The organism is Pseudonocardia sp. ICBG1142 (assembly GCF_020496255.1).
Lineage (GTDB): Bacteria > Actinomycetota > Actinomycetes > Mycobacteriales > Pseudonocardiaceae > Pseudonocardia.
Window position 1 is genome coordinate 747,792 of the sequence record NZ_JAHLJC010000031.1, and the last position, 16,642, is coordinate 764,433.

A 16,642-nucleotide genomic window follows, 5' to 3' on the forward strand; every position below is an offset into this window, starting at 1 on the left:
CGCCGTGTCCTGTGCCTCCACGACCTTCGCCGTGTGGGCCTCGGCCTGGCTGGCCGGGTCCGCCGCACCCGACGACGTCCTCGACGCGCTCGCGCCGTGGTCGGAGGCGCACGACGTGCTCGCCGCCGACGACGTCACCGCCGCCACGACCGGCCTGCCCGGCCCCGGGGCTGCTCCCACCTCGACGGCGATGCTGCTCGCCGCCGTCCGCCGGGCCGCCCCGCGCGGGCAGGCCCGGCTGGTGCTGCCCGCCCCCGGGGACGTGCGTGGCCTGCCCGGCCCTGGCCCGTTCTCCGACGCCGCGATCACCGCGGGCGAGGGTGTGCTGTTCCCCGACGCCGGGTTCGGCGTCGTACCGTCGCCGATCGCCGACGGGGTGGTCCGCTGGACCGTGCACTCGGTCACCGACGCCGGCCCGGTCCCCGAGTACGTCGCGTTGAACGAGGCCGAGCGGGAGCTGCGCGGCCAGGTGCGGGCCGCCGCCGCGGCGTTGACCGACCTGGGTGTGGCCCGGCACCGGCCGGGTGTGCGCGAGGAGATCGCGGCCTGGCTGCGCCGGCGCCCGCAGGCGCTGTGGCCCGGTGGGATGCCCCCGCAGGCGTTGCGGGTCCTGCAGCAGGCCGACGAGGTCGACGCGATCCTGTCCGCAGCGTCCGGCGACGAGCCCGGCGGCGCGCTGTCGGCGTCGGCGGCGATCGCCCGGTCCGACGCGCTGCGCCCGATCGCCACCGCGGTCCGGGTCGCGCGCCGCGCCGCCGTCGCCGAGGCCGTCCGGGTCCTGGTGTCGGTCCCCCGCTGATGCCCGGCTGATCTCCCGCTGATCCGGCTGATCTCACGGCGCCGGGTGCTGCCGGAGCAGGGACTCCAGCAGCGCCCGCGCCGCCGGTCCGCCGGGCCCGCCCCGGCGCCACACCAGGTGCAGCCGCGTCCGGATCTGCGGGGTGATCGGCACCGCGACCGGCGGCCGCGCCAGTGCGGCGACCCCGGCCGCGCCGAGCGCGGGTTCCGGGACGACCGCCACCCCTGCGCCGCGGGCGGCCAGACGCAGCAGCAGGGTCATGGCGCCGGACTCGAACCCGACCCGCGCGGTGAGCGACCGGGCCGCCAGCGCCGCGTCCAGCGCGGCGCGCAGACCGTGCCCGCGGGGCAGGCAGATCAGCGCCCGGGCCGCGAGTTCCTCGCACGTGATCGCGGCCCGGCCGGCGAACGGGTCGTCCGCCGCGACCGCGGCGACCAGCGGGGACTCGACCAGCACACGTCCGTCGAGGCCATCGGGCGGGGCGTGCGGGAACCCCAGCACGGCGACGTCGAGCCGCCCGGCCCGCAGCTCGTCGACCAGCTCGTCGGTGGTCCCCTCCCGCAGGGTCACCTCCAGCTGCGGATGCGCGACGGCGAAGTCCCCGACGGGGTCGGCGAGCACGGTGTCCGGCAGCGACGTGGCCATGCCGACCGCGACCCGCCCGCGCAGCAGACCGTGCAACGCGGCGACGGCGTCGCGGGCGTCCTCCACGGCGGCGAGCGCGGCGCGGGCGTGCGGCAGGACCGCCCGTCCGGCCTCGGTGAGCGTGACCGCGCGCGGGCCGCGCTCGAACAGCGGCGCACCGAGCTCCCGTTCCAGCTGCCGCAGCTGCGCGCTCACCCCGGGCTGCGCGACGTGCAGTGCCGCGGCGGCCGCGGTGACGGTCCCGGAGTCGACGACCGCGACCAGGTAGCGCAGGTGACGCAGTTCCATAACCAGCGATGATAGCGAGCAGACGATCCATCTCTTCGACTTCTGATGTGTTCGGTCCCAGGCTCGATGCCATGACCAGCACACGCAGCTTCCAGACCGGGATCATCCACCGGCCCTCGGCGGTCGTGGCCGCCACCGGGGCGCACGACGTCGTCGCCGCGCTGACGCGGGCCGACCACGACGGCCTCGCCGTCACCGTGCACGCCACCGGGCACGGCCTGCGCCGCCCGTGCGACGGCGGCCTGCTGATCGACACCGCGGCGCTGGCGGAGGTGACGGTCGACCCGCGCACCCGCACCGTCCGCGCGGGGGTCGGCGCGACCTGGGGCGACGTCGTCGCCGCGGCGGCGCCGCACGGACTCCGCCCGCCGCACGGCAGCGCACCGTCCGTCGGCGTCGCCGGGTACCTGTTCGGTGGCGGGCTCGGCCTCGCCGTCCGCGCCGACGGCTGGGCCGCCGACCACATCCGCGCCGTCGAGATCGCCCGCCCCGGGGGCACCGTCACGGTGACCGCGGAGTCCGACCCGGCGTACTTCGCCCGGCTGCGCGGCACCGGCCCCGACGACGGCGACGTCGTCACCGCGGTCGTCGTCGGGCTGCTCGGCTCCGACGGTCTGGTCGGCGGCGGCCTGGTCCGCGTCCTCGGCGCCGCGGACGCCCCCGGCGACCCGGCCGCGCTGCACGCCTGGGCGGGCTGGACCGCGGCCCTGCCCGACGACGTCACCTCCGGGGTCTCCGTGGTGCCCTACCCCGACCTGCCCGTCCTCCCCCCGCACCTGCGCGGACGTCGCGTCCTGCGGGTCGGGGTCGTCGGCACCGGCGGTACCGGCCGTACCGACGCGCTGCTCGCGCCGCTGCGCGCCGCCGTCGCCTGGGACGACGACACCGTCGCCCCGCTGGACCCGCGCGCGTCGTCGCGGGTGTACGCCGAGCCCGAGGTCCCGCACGCCTACCTCGGCGACGACGTGCTGGTCGACGGGCTCGACCGTGACGGCCTCGACCGGGTCGTCTCCCGCACCGGGCCGATGGTCGTGACCGGGATCCGGCACCTGGGCGGCGCTGCCGGGCGGGCCGCGGCCGTCGCCGACACCGTCCGCGGCCGCGACGCCGCCTACTGCGTGAACGTCCTCGCCCCGTTCGACGACGACGTTCCCGCCGCGTGCGCCTGGTCCGGGGTCGACCACCTCCTCGACGGGTTCTCGCCCCGCGCGACCGCCGAGGTGACGCACCCGTCGTTCCGGTACGGGCCGCCCCGCCCGGGCACCGCCTGAGTCCGTGCCGGACCGGCCGGGGTCGGCCGTGTGCGAGGTCAGCCGTGCGCGAGCAGCTTGACCACGATGACCAGTGCGCCCAGCCCGACCAGGGCGACGACCAGCAGCACCCGTCGCCACCACGACAGCGGGGGCCGCCGGGCCGCGAGCACCGCGAACAGGGCCAGCACCAGCACCGTCACCCCGGTCGCGAGCTCCAGCGCGGTGGTGAGCTCCAGCAGCCCGACCGCGGCGGCGACGAGCAGCACGACGGGCGCGGCGGAGGCCTGCAGGATCTGCCCCGAGCTGCGCAGCGCGGCGACGAGCTCGTGGCCGCGGGGGCCGTGACCGTGCACGGTGAGGTGGGCGACGACATCGGAGAGCAGGCTCGCCGCCCACAGGGCGCCCGCGGCCACGACGACGTCCACGATCGCGGACCCGGCCGAGGATCCCTCGCCGCCGTGGCCGAGCAGGACCAGCAGGGTCGAGAGGCAGGACAGGGTGCCGTAGAGCCGCTCCCGCAGCACCGTCACCACGACCGGGGCGGGGACCTCACCGTCGCGGCGAGGGCGGGAGGGAACACGGGAGGTCATGACGCCGAGCGTGCCAGGCCGCGTCGACGACGGGTCACCACGGCCACGTGCAGCCCCGGCGGCGCCACCGGCCCCGGGCGCGGTGCCGCCCGCGACGGAGCCTGCCCAGCATCCATCTCATGTGGACCCCGTGACCGTGGTCGGCATCGACGGTGACACCTCCTACCCCGAGGAGAACTTACAGTCACGCGTGACCGTCGGAAGGTCCGGACGGCGTAATCGCGGCCTGCCCCACCGACGGATGAGCACTGCGATCACACGACGCACGCCGGCGCCGGCCTGACGATCGCCCCCGCGAGCACGCCCGCGCCACACCGACCGACGCCGACGTCGGCTCCTTCGACGACGGCGACGGCTCGGCCCACCGCGCCCACCAGGTCGGCCGGGAGCTCGCCCGGGAGGCCCTCCTCCTCGGCCGGACCGGCAACACCTAGCCGCGGGCACGCAGGGCGTCGTTGACCTGCTCGGCCATCGGCGCGCTGGACGCCGGGTTCTGACCGGTGACCAGGTTGCCGTCGACGACGGTGAACGCCTCGTAGGCAGGCCCGCTCTCGTGGGCGGCACCGCGCTCGCGCAGCCGGCTCGCCAGCAGCCACGGAGCGCCCTCCGCAGTGCCGAAGATCTGCTCCTCCTCGTCGGTGAAGGCGGCCATCCGGCGCCCGGCGAACAGCCAGCCGCCGTCCGGGCCGGTCGCGCTCAGCAGTCCCGCGGGGCCGTGACACACCGCGCCGACGATCCGGCCGTCGGCCTCGGCCCGCGCCAGCAGGGCACCCAGGTCGGCGTCCTCGTGCAGGTCGACGACCGGTCCGTGGCCGCCGGGGAGCACGATCGCGTCGTACCGCTCCGGGTCGACCTCGGCCAGCACCAGCGGCGCCCCGAACTCCCGCAGGGCGGTCTCCGCGACCTCGACGTGACGCGCGCAGTCGGGACCGGCGACATCGGGGTCGGCGCTGTGCGGGTCCAGGGGCTGCAGAACGCCGCCCGGGGAGGCGAACTCGACGGTGTGCCCGGCGCCGACGAACGTCTCGTACGGCGCCGCCAGCTCCTCGGCCCAGTAGCCCGTCGGGTAGGAGGTGCCGTCCGTGCGCTCCCAGGTGTCGGCGGCGGACATGACGATCAGGATCCGGCCCATGGTGGTTCTCCCTCGATGGTCGACCGTGGTGCGCTCCCGGCGATCGGAGCGTGTCCCCAGCCTCGTGGCGGCATGGGCGCCGCGGGGGCCGATACCGGGCCCTGCCCGACCGCGGACCCCGCTGACCAGGACGCACAGGGCCAGGTGGGACGGACCGGGTGGGGCGATACTGGCCGGCATGGCCGGGAACAACCGCGAGCTCGCCGACTTCCTGCGCCGCGCCCGCGGTCAGTGCGACCCGGCGCGGGCGGGCCTGCCCGCCGACGGGCGCGTCCGCCGCGTGCCGGGGCTGCGCCGGGAGGAGGTGGCGCTGCTCGCCGGAGTCTCCTCGGACTACTACGCCCGGCTGGAGCAGGGACGCCGGATCGTCCCCTCGCCGTCGGTGGTCGAGGCCATCGGCCGGGCCCTGGAGCTGGACGCCGCGGGACGGGCCCACCTGAGCGACCTGATCGGGCTCGGCCCGGCCTCGCCGCAGCCCCGGGCCCGGGCGGTGCAGCGGGTACGGCCCGGGCTGCGACAGCTGCTCGACGCCCTCGACGAGCCGGCGCTGCTGCTGGGCCGCCGGATGGACGTGCTGGCCGCGAACCGGATGGCCGCGGCGCTGTTCGTCGACTTCGAGCGGTTCCCCGGCCCCGAACGCAACTACGCCCGCTGGATCGTGCTCGACGCCGACGCGCGGTCGCTGTTCGAGGACTGGGCGGTCCAGGCCCGCGCCGCGGTCGAGACCCTGCGGCTGGAGGCAGGCCGCGACCCCGGGGACCGGGCGACCGTCGAGCTCGTGGCCGAGCTGCGCCGGGAGAGCCCCGATGTCGACCGATGGTGGGGGGAGCACCGCGTCTATCAGCGGACCTACGGGACCAAGCGGCTGCGTCACCCGGTCGTCGGGCACCTGAGCGTGGAGTACGAGACCCTCACCCCGCCCGGTGATCCGGACACCACGTTGTTCCTCTACTCGACCGCGGCCGGGTCACCGTCGCGCGAGGCGATGGACGTCCTGGCCAGCTGGGCCCTGTCCGACCGGACGACCGGTGACCGGGCGGCTCAGGACGGCTCCTGACGCCGGACGCTCGCGATCTCGACCTTCACGTCGCGTCGACGCGCGAGCCGCACCTCCCGACGCCGATCCAGCCCGGTGCGTCAGTCCTTCAGGGCTGCGGCCAGGGCGGCGAGGTCGTCGGGGTGCATCCGGGCCACAGGAGCGGGTTCCACGGTCGCGCTCCGCAGCCGTTCGAGCTCGGCGGCGTGGCCGTCGCGCTCGGCGCGGACGCGTTCGATCCGGTCGGAGAGCTCCCGGATCTCCGCACGCGCCGCGTCGTGCTCCGCACGCAGCCCGTCGGCGACGGCGCGGGCCTCGGCCAGCGCGTCCTGCTGCCCGGCGAGACGGCTGCGCTGCTCGGCGACGGTCTCGGCCAGCCCGGCCCGCTCGCCGGCCACCGAGGCGAGCTCGGCGCGCAGCGCCGCCAGCTCCCCGGCCACACGGTCGCGGTCGCGGGCGAGGTCGTCGGCGCGGGCGACCGCGGTGTCGCGTTCGTGCTCCGCGGTCCGGGCCGCGAGCACCGCGGTCTCCCGGCCCCGACCGGCGGACGCGGCGGCCTCCCGCTCCGCACGGGCGTCGGCGACGGCGCCGTCGCGCTCGACGACGGCGGCGTCCCGGGCGGCGACGGCGTCGGCGGCCTGCTGGCGCGCGGCACCGAGGGCCTCGGTCGCCGCGAGCGCGGTGGCGGCGGCCTCCTCGGCCCGGGCCACCGCCTCGGCCCGCTCCTGCCGGGCGTCGGCGGCGGCCCGGTCCGCGTCACGGGCGCGGCGCTCGGCCGCCTCCCGTGCGGCGTCGGCCTGCTGACGGGCCGCGTCGGACTCCGTGGCGGCGGCGCGGGCGGCCTCGGTGGCGGCCAGGGCGTCGCGCTCGATCTCGTCGAGCCGGTCCAGCACGGCGGTCAGTGCCCCGGACAGCTCGGCGACCGGCCCGGCGAGCGCGCCGACGTGCTCGCGGAGCCGGTCCGCGTCGAGCGCGAACGCCCCGGTCCCGGTGTCGAGACCGAGGGCGCCGAGGGCCTCCCGCTCGGCGCGGGCCATCTGCGCGCAGGTCCGACCCTGCTCCCACCGGGTGTCCCGGCAGAACGACCGCGGACGGCCGCCCTGCGGCCCGGGCGGGGGCAGCTCCGCCCGGCATCGGCTGTATCCGCACCGCACCACCGTGTCCGCCATGCACCCCACGCTACCGGTTCATGTTTCTCAAACTCGAAACCAGTTCGTGGTTCGTTATGACTAACCGAGATAACACTGGATAATGCAGAGAATCCCGTGTGACTGGACAGGGACCGCCCGGGAGCGCGGGCGGCCCGGCGGGGTCAGGGGGCCGGGTCGAGGGTGAGCAGACCGGTGTCGGTGTCGGTGTCGAAGTCGAACAGCTCGCCGTAGCGGCCCCAGTCGATCGCGGTGTCGATCTGGCGGCGGGCGTCCTCGGCGGAGAACCCCCGCTGCAGCAGGTCCAGGAAGAACCCGACCCGCAGCGATCCGTCCGCCGCGGCGGACAGCGCCCGGTGCACGGTGCGCACCAGCGGGGCCCGGGTCACCGCCTGCGCGGCGAAGATCCGCTTGCTCTCCTGGATGTCGGCGGTGGTGAACGCCCGCCCGGTGCCGGTCAGGTGCAGGTCCGCCCCGGACACCTCCAGCAGGTCGAGCATCGCGGCCGCGTCGACCAGCGGCAGCAGGTCGTCGACCTCGAAGCTCAGCCCGGCGGCGAGCTCGGGCAGGTCCGCCCGGCCGCCACCGGAGTGCACCAGCTCCACCAGGCCCGCCAGCCCGCCCACCGAGGCGGCGGGCAGCGGCCGCGCGGTCGGGGTCACCTCGCCGGTGCCGACGCCGACGACGTCGGACTCGCGACCGGTCAACAGGTCGTAGAGCCGGTCGACCAGCGCGGTGAACGCCGGCGTCGCGCGGTCCCGCGGACGCGGCAGGTCGACCGCGACCTCCGCCCGGATGCGTCCCGGGTTGGCCTCCAGGACGACGACCCGGTCGGCCAGCAGAACCGCCTCCTCGATGTTGTGCGTGACGATGCAGACCGACCGGGTCGGGAAGCGCCGCCCGGTCCACAGGCTCATCAGCTCGGTGCGCAGGTTCTCCGCGGTGAGCACGTCCAGGGCGGAGAACGGCTCGTCCATCAGCAGCAGGTCCGGTTCCAGCACCAGCGCCCGGGCGAACCCGACCCGCTGGCGCATGCCGCCCGACAGCTCCCGCGGGTAGGCGGACTCGAAGCCGTCGAGTCCGATCAGGTCGATCGCGGCCAGGGCTCGCTCGCGGCGCTCGGCGGCCGGGACGCCACGGGCGGCGAGCCCCAGCTCGACGTTGTCCTGCACGGTCAGCCACGGCATCAGTGCGAAGGACTGGAACACCATCGCGACACCGGGGTTGGCGCCGTCGAGCTCGCGGCCCCGGTACCGCACCGAGCCCGACGTCGGCGCGATCAGCCCGGCGATGGTGCGCAGCAGGGTCGACTTGCCCGAGCCCGACCGGCCGAGCAACGCGACGATCTCTCCCTCGCGCAGCTCCAGGGCGATGTCCTGCAGGACCCGCAGCTCCTCCCCCGTGCTGCCGGGGAAGCTCGTGCTGACCCCGTCGAGGGTGATCAGGGCGTCGGAACGGGTGGCGGTCGTGGACGACACGGGATGCCTCCTGGTGATCGGTGGGGCAGCGGGTCAGAGGGCGAAGCGGCGCTCGGCCAGGGCCTGCAGGGGTCGCCAGAACAGGCGGTTGACCCCGACGACGTAGAGGCTCATGACGACGACGCCGATCAGGATCCGGGGCCCGTCGCCGGCGGCGGTGGCCTGAGCGATGTACGCGCCGAGCCCGGTGGCGGTGAGCGTGACCGGTCCGTAGGTCACGACCTCGGCGACGATCGAGGCGTTCCAGGCGCCACCCGCGGCGGTGATCCCGCCGGTGACGTAGCCGGGGAACACCGCGGGCAGCGCCAGCCGGCGCCACCACAGCGAGCGCGGCAGCCCGAGGTCGGCCGCGGCCTCGCGCAGGTCGTGCGGGATCGCCGACGCCGCGGCGATCACGTTGAACAGGATGTACCACTGCGCACCCAGGCTCATCAGCACGATCCCGCCCCAGTCCAGGCTCACCCCGGTCGCCAGGAGCACCCCGGTGACCAGTGGGAACAGGAAGTTCGCCGGGAACGAGGCCAGTACCTGCACCACCGGCTGCGCGAGCCGGGACACCCGTGGGTTCATGCCGATCCACACCCCGACCGGCACCCACACCACGGTCGCGACGACGACGAGCAGCACCACCCGGCCGAACGTGACCAGCCCCAGCAGCAGGGCGTGCCCGACCTCGCCGAACCCGACCGTCGCCGCGACGTAACCGGCCATCCGGACCAGGGCGTAGGCGAGCACGGCCGCCACCGCCGCCCCCAGCACGACGTCACCGGCCCGCCGGCGCACGGCCGACACCCGCAGCGGGTGCTCGGCGCGGCCGAACACCGCCATGGCCCGGTCGAGCGGCCCGACCAGCCGCCCCGCGACCCGGCCGACCGCCCGCGGGACGCGGGAGCGGCGCAGCAGGTCCAGCACCACGCTGCGGGGCGCCTCGCCGGGTGCGGAGTCACCGATCCGGAACCGCTCCGCCCAAGCCGTGAGCGGCCGTCAGAACAGCACGTTCACCCCGACGACCATGACCACCATGACGACGACGGCGAGCAGCACCCGTCCCGGGTCGGCGTCGGCCGTCGCGGTGGCCACGTAGGCACCGATACCGGGCAGCACGTAGGAGTGGCCGTCGACGGTCAGCGCCTCCGAGGCGACCAGGAAGAACCAGCCGCCGCCGAAGCTCATCATGCCGTTCCAGACCAGCGGGATCATCCCGCCGGGCACGTCGACCCGCCAGAACCGCTGCCACTTCGACAGCCGCAGCAGTCGCGCCGCCTCGTCCAGCTCGCGGGGCTGGGACACCAGCGACCGGTGGAAGGCGAACGCCATGTTCCATGGCCTGCGAGGTGAAGATCGCGAAGATCGACGCGCACTCCAGGCCCAGCTCCGAGCCGGGGAACAGGGCGAGGAAGCCGGTGACCGTGATCGACAGGAACCCCAGGATCGGCACCGACTGCAGGATGTCGAGCGCCGGCAGGAGCACCGCCTCCGCGCGCGGCAGCCTGGCCGCGGCGGTGGCGTAGACGAAGGTGAACAGCACCGACAGCACGAGCGCGGCGAACATCCGCAGCAGCGAGCGGGCGGCGTAGTAGGGCAGCTCGGCCGGGTCGGTCGAGAGCCGCGACGGGGCGGTGGCCGGGTCGAACGGGACGTCGATCCCGTGCGAGACCCGCACCAGTGCGTAGAGCAGGGCGGCGGCCCCGGCCAGCACGGCGACGTCGACGAGGCCCTGCCGCGGCCGGGCCAGTGCCTCCCGGGAGGGGAACACGCGCAGCACCACGACGGTCTCCTTTCTCCGCCTGCGGGCGGGGTCAGCGCGCGGCGCCGGTGTCCCGGGCCGGGGTCCGCACGTCCCACCGGACGCTGGTGACCGAGGGCTCGAGCGACAGCCGGCTGACCGCCGACTCCATCTGGGTGTCGTCACGGTGGTCGGCGGCCAGATCGGCCCGGACCTCGACGTAGCCGTCGGTGTCGGTGTTGGCCGAGCGGACCGAGGCGAGCCGGAAGTCGGTGCGCCCGAGTGCCTGGACCAGCAGCGCCCGGACGTGGGCCTCGGCGTCGTCGCGGGTGACGGCGTGGAAGCTGTAGACGGTCGGGGTCTCGTCGCCGGACTCCGGGCGGCGGTCGATGGCCCGCCCCAGCGGGCGCAGCGCCAGGTTCACCAGCACCACGACACCGGTCCCCGCGGCGGCGACCGGGTAGAGCCCGGCCCCGGACAGCGCTCCGACGGCGGCGGAGCACCACAGGGTCGCCGCGGTGTTGAGCCCGCGGACGGTCATCCCGTCGCGCAGGATCACCCCGGCGCCGAGGAACCCGATGCCGGACACGATCTGGGCCGCCACCCGGGTGGGATCGGCGCTGCCGGTGTCGGACAGCCCACCGAAGCCGTGTGCGGACAGCAGGACGAACAGGGTCGCGCCGACGGCGACCAGCGCGTTGGTGCGCAGGCCGGCCATCCGCGCCCGGTACTGGCGCTCGAAGCCGATCACCGTGCCCAGGCCGACACCGGCCCCCAGGCGCAGCAGCATCTCGACGGTCGTCATCACGTACTCGCTCTCGTTGCGCAGGAGAGGTCCGCCGGCCGCGGCCGGGCACACGTCGATGCCGGTCGGCGCAGCACGCGACGACCGGCCGTGTGGGGGCGGCGGTGACGGACGGAGAGGTGGGAGACGCGCGGCAGGGGACGCCGCGCGGACGAAGCGGCCGTTGTGGACGGCGGACGCGGGCACGTGGCCCGGAGCTCAGCCCGGGAGTTCCCGGTGCAGCGGCCGGCAGTCCGTGCGGCCGCACCTACTGTGCTCGTCGTCGGACATCCGGCTCACCTCCCTCGTGGACAGTCGGGGACCAGTGAACCGTACCGAGCTGCAACGTTCAAACGGTTGTGAGAATGTTTGACGCTCGTCACCCCGTCGCGGAAGGAGACCGTTGACCCCCGATCCCCCGTCACAGGACCTGTTGCACGACACCGCCTCCGCCTTCGGCATGCTCGCGGCCACCGTCCGGCTGCACATCATGTGGCTGCTGGCCGAGGGCGAGCGCGACGTCGGCGCCCTCGCAGAGGAGCTCGGGCAGTCCGTCGCGACGGTCAGCCACCACCTGGGCAAGCTCAAGGCGGCCGGGTGGGTCCGCGTCCGCCGCCAGGGCCGCCACCGCGTCTACCTTGCCGACGACGACGGCGTGATCGACATCGTGCGCCGCGCCGTCGCGCACCAGCAGGCCCTGCGCCACACCCCGGCCGGTCGCCGGTCACGCGGCGCCTGAGTGTCGGTCCCCTGCCCTACGGTCGCCGGCGTGCCCACCGAACCGGTCCCGCGCCCCGCCGACCTGGACGCCGTCCGCGCGTCCTACGACCGCGTCGCCGACAACTACGTCGCGATGGTCGTCGACACCGGGATCGGGGACGTCCGCGCCCATCCCTGGCTGCGCGCCGCGATGGACGTGTTCGCCGACGCCGTCGCCGGCCGCGGGCCGGTCCTCGACGTCGGCTGCGGGCCGGGGCAGGTCACCGCCTACCTGGTGGAGCGCGGGGTGGACGCCTCGGGTGTGGACCTGTCCCCCGCGATGGTCGCCCACGCCCGTCGCCTGCACCCGCACTGCTCGTTCGCGGTCGGTTCGGCCACCGAGCTCGACGTGCCCGACGGCTCGCTCGCTGGCGTGCTCGGGTGGTGGTCGCTGTTCAACCTGCCCCGTGACGTCCTGCCGCACGTCCTGGCCTCCTTCGCCCGGGCGCTGGCCCCGGGCGGACGACTGATCCTGGCCACCCACGCCGGCGACGGCGACCTCGTCCGCACCGAGGGCTACGGCGGCGTCCCGGTCACCTGGACCACGCACCTGTGGCGGCCCGAGCGGCTCCGCGCGCTCGTCGAGGACACCGGGCTGCGCACCGAGGCCGAGCTCCGTTTCCCCGCCGAGGGCGCGAGCGGGTCGGGCGTGGTGCTCGTGGCCGCCGCGCCGCACCCGGCAGGATGACCCCGTGACCGACCCCGTGCCCGACCGCACCACGGTCCCCGGTGCCGAGCTGCTCGCACCGCAGGTCGACCTGCCGCTGACGCCGGAGGAGGCCGCCTACGTCGCGGCCGCCCGCTCCCCGAACACCCGCCGCGGCTACGCCTCGGACTGGCGTGAGTTCAGCGGCTGGTGCGCCCGGAACGGCCACGCGCCGCTGCCGGCCGCCCCCGAGGCGCTGTCCGGCTACATCACCGAGCTCGCCGGGGCCGGGGCGAAGGTCGGGACCATCAGCCGTCGGCTGTCCTCGATCCGCTTCGTCCACGTCATGCGAGACCTGCCCGACCCCACCGACGCCCGCCGCGTCACCGCCGTCTGGGAGGGCATCCGCCGTACCCACGGCGCGCCGCCGGACCGGGCCCGCGCCCTCATGCCGCCCGATCTCGACGACGTCGTCGCCGCCTGCGGGTCCGGGACCGACCTCGCCGGGTTGCGCGACCGGGCCCTGCTGCTGGTCGGGTTCTTCTCCGCGCTGCGCCGCTCCGAGCTGGCGGGACTCACCGTGGCCGACGTCGCCGAGCACCCCCGCGGCCGCGTCCTGTCGATCCCCCGGTCCAAGACCAATCCGTACGGCACCGAGCCCGAGCTCGTGGTCCTCCCGCACGCGCACCGGGCCGCGCGCTGCCCGATCACCGCGCTGCGGACCTGGCTCGAGGCAGCCGGGATCACCGAGGGCCCGGTGCTGCGCAAGGTCACTCGTGGCAACCGGGTCACCGACCGCCCGCTGCACCCGGAGTCGGTCAACGAGATCGTCCAGCGTGCGGTCGCCCGCGCCGGCATCGGCCCCGGCCCCTGGTCGGCGCACTCCCTGCGCGCGGGCCACGTCACCTACGCCCACCAGCGCGGCGCCTCCGACCGGGCCATCGCCCACCAGACCCGGCACCGTTCCCTGGCCACCGTCGGCACCTACATCCGTGTCGACAACGCCTGGGAGGACAACTCCGCCGCCCTGCTGGCAGGGTTGTAGCGGTGCCTCTCCACCCACCGATCGAGCCCTACGACACGGGCGTCCTCACCACCGACGACGGCCAGGCGCTGTACTGGGAGACCTGCGGCAACCCCGACGGACGCCCGGTGCTGTACCTGCACGGCGGCCCCGGCTCGGGCTGCTCGGCCGGGGCACGCCGGTACTTCGACCCCGAGCGGTACCGGATCGTGCTGTTCGACCAGCGCGGCTGCGGCCGCAGCAGGCCGCTCGCGTCCGACCCCGACGTCGACCTGGAACGCACCCAGACCACCCGGCTGCTGCTCGACGACATCGAGCGGCTCCGCGAGCTGCTCGCGATCCCCTCCTGGGTCGTGAAGGGCGGTTCCTGGGGCAGCACCCTCGCGCTGGCCTACGCCCAGGCCCACCCGCAGCGGGTCGAGGCGCTCCTTCTCGCCGCCGTCGCGACGACGACCGAGCGGGAGGTCCGCTGGATCACCGAGGACATGCGCCGCATCTTCCCCGCCGCCTGGGACCGCTTCGCCGAGGCCGTGCCCGCCCCGCTGCGCGGCACCCGCCTCGTCGACGCCTACGCGACCCTGCTCGCCGACCCCGACCCGGCCGTCCGCGAGCACGCCGCCCGCGAGTGGTGCCGCTGGGAGGACGTCCACGTCTCCCTCGTCCCGGGGTACCGGCCGAGCAGCCGCTACGAGGACCCGGCGTTCCGGCTCGTGTTCGCCCGACTGGTCACGCACTACTGGCGGCACGCCGCATTCCTCCCCGACGGGGCCCTGCTCGACGGGGCGACCCGGCTCGCCGGCATCCCCGGGAGCATGGTCCACGGCCGCTACGACGTCAGCGGGCCGCCGGACATCCCCTGGGACCTGCACCGGCGCTGGCCCGGCAGCGAGCTGCGGATCATCGACGACGCCGGCCACGGTGGCGCCGGAGCGTTCACCGACGCCGTCGTCGACGCCCTCGACCGGGCCGCCGACCTGCCCCGCTGACCCGGGCCGACCACACCGCACATCGCACGGGAAATCCCGCAGCCCGGGCTCCCCGGCCGGCGCCGACTTCCCCGGCTCCTGGCGGTGTGGTTGTCGTCGTTTCGTCGACGATCTGCTGGCGTCAATGAATCATTGTTATCGGAGGTCAGGACACGATCCGACGGTCGGCGAGGAGACCGCGCGATGCGCTCCGGCACGGCGGGATGCGGCGCGGCGGGATGCGGCGTGGGCGCGGCGGCATCACCGAGGGCCCGAGAGGAGCACCGCCTCCGCACGCGGCAGCCGGGCCGCACCACGCCGACGACCTGTTCCCGCAGCTCGACGACACCGGGAACACCATCTGTGCCAGGTCACCCCCGCGCGGGGCCGCTGGGCTCCCGGCGACGGTCCCCGCGCCCGGCTCCGCGGGATCCGGCGACCACTCCCCCGGCTCCACGTCCGGTGGGTGTCGCCGTTCGATTGACCACGCGCAGGCGTCAATGATTCCTTGACAGGATGGGCCAACCGCTGTGGCCGCCGGGACGGCGGACCTGGTGTGACGCCGGGACTTGACCTGAACCTCGATCGAGGTCGGAGGCTCTCGGGAGAACCCCGTCAGAGGAGCATCCGATGGACCTCACCCCGCCCGTCTCCTGGTTCGAGCAGGCCTACCGCGACGGCGACCCGCCCTGGGTCATCGACGAGCCGCAGCCGGCCGTCGTCGCGCTGGCCCGCGACGACGCCGTCACCGGGACCGTCCTCGACCCCGGGTGCGGCACCGGCGAGCACACGACCCTGCTGGCCAGGCTCGGGTACGACGTGCTCGGCGCCGACGCCGCCCCGACCGCGGTACACCGGGCACGCGAGCGCGCCGCGGCCGCGGGGGTGGACGCCCGGTTCGTCGTCGCCGACGCACTCGCCCCGAACGGCCTCGGCCCGTTCGACACGGTGGTCGACAGTGCCCTGTTCCACCTGTTCGACCCCGCTGACCAGGCCCGCTACGCCCGCGCACTCGCCGGGATCGTGCGCCGGGGAGGCGTCGTGCACGTGCTCGCCCTGGCCCGGACCGGCGCCGCCGCCGAGTTCGGCCCGGTGATCGACGCGGCCGACGTCCGCACCGCGTTCACCGGTCCGGACTGGTCGGTGGAGACCGTCACACCGGCGTCGTACCGGGGAGTCGTGACCGCCGCCCTGGCGCAGGCCTACGGTGAGCCGGCCGGGACCAGGGTCGAGGTCCCCGCCCACCTCGCCCGGGTACGGCGCCGCTGATCAGCCCGACCGGGCGGGCCGCCGCTGCGGCACACAGCAGTCGACCGCGCAGGGTGCCCCGTTGCGGGTGCACCCCGCCGACGGGCCGCTGCCCAGCCGCCGGGCGGGCGCGTCGTCGGTGTGCTCCCGCACGAGCTCGACCACCATGTCGGCGAACCGCGGGTCGGGCCCGGCGGTGGCGGCGCGGGCGAACCCCATGCCGTGCTCGACGGCCCGCTCGGCGGCCTCGTTGTCGAGGTCCCACACGACCTCGACGTGGTCGGACACGAACCCGACCGGCGCGACGACGACCGCGGGCACACCCTTGGCGTGCAGGTCGTCGATGTGGTCGACGATGTCGGGCTCCAGCCACGGCACCTGCGGCGGACCGGAGCGGGACTGCCAGACGACGTCGAACTCGTCGACGCCCAGCTCGGCGGCGACCAGCGCGGCGGCCTCGGCGACCTGCCGGGAGTAGCGGTGCCCGCCGTCGGCCGGGGTCCCCGCGGCCGCGTCGGCCGAGGTGGGGATGGAGTGCGCCGTGAACACCAGCCGCGCCGCCTCGCGCCGGTCCTCGGGCAGCTGCGCCCACGCCGTCCGCACGGCGTCGGCGTTGGCGCGCACGAAGTCCGGGTGCTCGTAGAAGTGGCGCAGCTTGACCAGCTCGGGCGCCGCCTCGCCGACGGCGTCGCGGGCCCGGGCGATGTCCTCGTGGTACTGGCGGCAGGCGGAGTAGCCGCCGTAGGCGCTGGTCGCGAACACCAGTGCCCGCTCGACGCCGGCCTCGGCCATCTCGCGCACGGTGTCCTCGGCGAAGGGCCGCCAGTTGCGGTTGCCGAAGTACACCGGCAGCTCGGTGCGCGCGGCGATCGACGCGATCAGCTCGCGGTTGCGGGCGTTGATCGGCGAGACCCCGCCGAAGTGCTGGTAGTGCTCCTCGACGGCGTCGAGGCGCTCCGGCGGGACCCCGCGGCCCCGGGTCACGTTCTCCAGGAACGGGCGGACCTCGTCGGGGGCCTCGGGGCCGCCGAAGCTGAGCACCAGGATGGCATCGGGGTCGGGGCAGGACTGTTCGGGCACGGACCCGATTATCGACGCCTTCCCGCGGGCGCGCTCCCCGG

General features: G+C 75.5%; 17 protein-coding genes and 1 pseudogene. 9 read left to right on the forward strand and 9 right to left on the reverse strand.

Annotation, left to right across the window (positions count from 1 at the left end; all coding sequences use genetic code 11):
• Positions 1-4: 4 nt before the first annotated feature.
• Positions 5-799 (forward strand): hypothetical protein, encoded by a 795-nt coding sequence (locus KPL59_RS27730; protein WP_075306229.1) that lies wholly within the window; start codon positions 5-7, stop codon positions 797-799.
• A 33-nt stretch (positions 800-832) separates the two neighbouring features.
• Here KPL59_RS27730 and KPL59_RS27735 read toward each other — a convergent pair whose 3' ends face one another.
• Complete coding sequence (locus KPL59_RS27735; protein WP_226362513.1) at positions 833-1,732, reverse strand: LysR family transcriptional regulator; 900 nt, start codon at positions 1,730-1,732, stop codon at positions 833-835.
• Positions 1,733-1,803: 71 nt separating this feature from the next.
• Here KPL59_RS27735 and KPL59_RS27740 point away from each other — a divergent pair, with 71 nt between their 5' ends.
• Entirely contained in the window at positions 1,804-3,003 is a 1,200-nt protein-coding gene (locus KPL59_RS27740; protein WP_226362514.1) for an FAD-binding oxidoreductase, read from the forward strand.
• A 38-nt stretch (positions 3,004-3,041) separates the two neighbouring features.
• On the opposite strand, the gene KPL59_RS27745 is transcribed toward KPL59_RS27740, so the two are convergent.
• Positions 3,042-3,575 (reverse strand): hypothetical protein, encoded by a 534-nt coding sequence (locus KPL59_RS27745; protein WP_226362515.1) that lies wholly within the window; start codon positions 3,573-3,575, stop codon positions 3,042-3,044.
• Positions 3,576-3,854: 279 nt separating this feature from the next.
• Between KPL59_RS27745 and KPL59_RS27750 the strand changes: the two are divergent.
• Positions 3,855-3,994 (forward strand): annotated as a pseudogene (locus KPL59_RS27750) (1,4-dihydroxy-2-naphthoyl-CoA synthase); the annotation flags it as partial.
• Between the two features lie 11 nt (positions 3,995-4,005).
• On the opposite strand, the gene KPL59_RS27755 reads toward KPL59_RS27750, so the two are convergent.
• Complete coding sequence (locus KPL59_RS27755; RefSeq protein ID WP_226353371.1) at positions 4,006-4,707, reverse strand: type 1 glutamine amidotransferase domain-containing protein; 702 nt, start codon at positions 4,705-4,707, stop codon at positions 4,006-4,008.
• Positions 4,708-4,885: 178 nt separating this feature from the next.
• Here KPL59_RS27755 and KPL59_RS27760 point away from each other — a divergent pair, with 178 nt between their 5' ends.
• A complete protein-coding gene (locus KPL59_RS27760) occupies positions 4,886-5,764 on the forward strand; it encodes a helix-turn-helix transcriptional regulator (protein ID WP_226353372.1) in 879 nt (292 codons plus the stop codon).
• Between the two features lie 80 nt (positions 5,765-5,844).
• Here KPL59_RS27760 and KPL59_RS27765 read toward each other — a convergent pair whose 3' ends face one another.
• From KPL59_RS27765 to KPL59_RS27785, 5 genes are all read right to left on the reverse strand, one after another.
• The gene (locus tag KPL59_RS27765; RefSeq protein WP_226353373.1) at positions 5,845-6,912 is read right to left on the reverse strand and encodes a response regulator receiver protein; all 1,068 of its coding nucleotides are present in this window, start codon (positions 6,910-6,912) and stop codon (positions 5,845-5,847) included.
• 143 nt (positions 6,913-7,055) lie between these two features.
• Positions 7,056-8,369: a nitrate/sulfonate/bicarbonate ABC transporter ATP-binding protein gene (locus KPL59_RS27770; protein WP_226362516.1), complete on the reverse strand. Its 1,314-nt coding sequence runs from the start codon at positions 8,367-8,369 to the stop codon at positions 7,056-7,058.
• A 33-nt stretch (positions 8,370-8,402) separates the two neighbouring features.
• A complete protein-coding gene (locus KPL59_RS27775; RefSeq protein ID WP_226362517.1) occupies positions 8,403-9,284 on the reverse strand; it encodes an ABC transporter permease subunit in 882 nt (293 codons plus the stop codon).
• A gap of 69 nt (positions 9,285-9,353) precedes the next feature.
• Positions 9,354-9,686, reverse strand: a complete 333-nt coding sequence (locus KPL59_RS27780) for an ABC transporter permease subunit (protein WP_226362518.1) — start codon at positions 9,684-9,686, stop codon at positions 9,354-9,356.
• 482 nt (positions 9,687-10,168) lie between these two features.
• Positions 10,169-10,900, reverse strand: coding sequence for an MgtC/SapB family protein (locus KPL59_RS27785; protein ID WP_043281833.1), 732 nt, complete (start codon positions 10,898-10,900; stop codon positions 10,169-10,171).
• A 382-nt stretch (positions 10,901-11,282) separates the two neighbouring features.
• Here KPL59_RS27785 and KPL59_RS27790 point away from each other — a divergent pair, with 382 nt between their 5' ends.
• From KPL59_RS27790 to KPL59_RS27810, 5 genes are all read left to right on the forward strand, one after another.
• Positions 11,283-11,618, forward strand: coding sequence for a helix-turn-helix transcriptional regulator (locus tag KPL59_RS27790; RefSeq protein ID WP_226362519.1), 336 nt, complete (start codon positions 11,283-11,285; stop codon positions 11,616-11,618).
• A gap of 30 nt (positions 11,619-11,648) precedes the next feature.
• The gene (locus tag KPL59_RS27795; protein ID WP_226362520.1) at positions 11,649-12,326 is read left to right on the forward strand and encodes a trans-aconitate 2-methyltransferase; all 678 of its coding nucleotides are present in this window, start codon (positions 11,649-11,651) and stop codon (positions 12,324-12,326) included.
• A 4-nt stretch (positions 12,327-12,330) separates the two neighbouring features.
• On the forward strand, positions 12,331-13,329 hold the full coding sequence (locus KPL59_RS27800; RefSeq protein ID WP_226362521.1) for a site-specific integrase: 999 nt from the start codon (positions 12,331-12,333) through the stop codon (positions 13,327-13,329).
• A 2-nt stretch (positions 13,330-13,331) separates the two neighbouring features.
• A complete protein-coding gene (gene pip / locus KPL59_RS27805; protein ID WP_226362522.1) occupies positions 13,332-14,294 on the forward strand; it encodes a prolyl aminopeptidase in 963 nt (320 codons plus the stop codon).
• Positions 14,295-14,903: 609 nt separating this feature from the next.
• Positions 14,904-15,542: a class I SAM-dependent methyltransferase gene (locus tag KPL59_RS27810; protein WP_226362523.1), complete on the forward strand. Its 639-nt coding sequence runs from the start codon at positions 14,904-14,906 to the stop codon at positions 15,540-15,542.
• On the opposite strand, the gene KPL59_RS27815 is transcribed toward KPL59_RS27810, so the two are convergent.
• The gene (locus tag KPL59_RS27815; RefSeq protein WP_226362524.1) at positions 15,543-16,601 is read right to left on the reverse strand and encodes a ferrochelatase; all 1,059 of its coding nucleotides are present in this window, start codon (positions 16,599-16,601) and stop codon (positions 15,543-15,545) included.
• Positions 16,602-16,642 lie beyond the last annotated feature (41 nt).

Bases quoted from the DNA above. Each gene is read 5' to 3' on its own strand.
- KPL59_RS27735 (WP_226362513.1), bottom strand. From the start codon at position 1,732: ATGGAACTGCGTCACCTGCGCTACCTGGTCGCGGTCGTCGACTCCGGG.
- KPL59_RS27740 (WP_226362514.1), top strand. From the start codon at position 1,804: ATGACCAGCACACGCAGCTTCCAGACCGGGATCATCCACCGGCCCTCG.
- KPL59_RS27745 (WP_226362515.1), bottom strand. From the start codon at position 3,575: ATGACCTCCCGTGTTCCCTCCCGCCCTCGCCGCGACGGTGAGGTCCCC.
- KPL59_RS27755 (WP_226353371.1), bottom strand. From the start codon at position 4,707: ATGGGCCGGATCCTGATCGTCATGTCCGCCGCCGACACCTGGGAGCGC.
- KPL59_RS27760 (WP_226353372.1), top strand. From the start codon at position 4,886: ATGGCCGGGAACAACCGCGAGCTCGCCGACTTCCTGCGCCGCGCCCGC.
- KPL59_RS27765 (WP_226353373.1), bottom strand. From the start codon at position 6,912: ATGGCGGACACGGTGGTGCGGTGCGGATACAGCCGATGCCGGGCGGAG.
- KPL59_RS27780 (WP_226362518.1), bottom strand. From the start codon at position 9,686: ATGGCGTTCGCCTTCCACCGGTCGCTGGTGTCCCAGCCCCGCGAGCTG.
- KPL59_RS27785 (WP_043281833.1), bottom strand. From the start codon at position 10,900: ATGACGACCGTCGAGATGCTGCTGCGCCTGGGGGCCGGTGTCGGCCTG.
- KPL59_RS27810 (WP_226362523.1), top strand. From the start codon at position 14,904: ATGGACCTCACCCCGCCCGTCTCCTGGTTCGAGCAGGCCTACCGCGAC.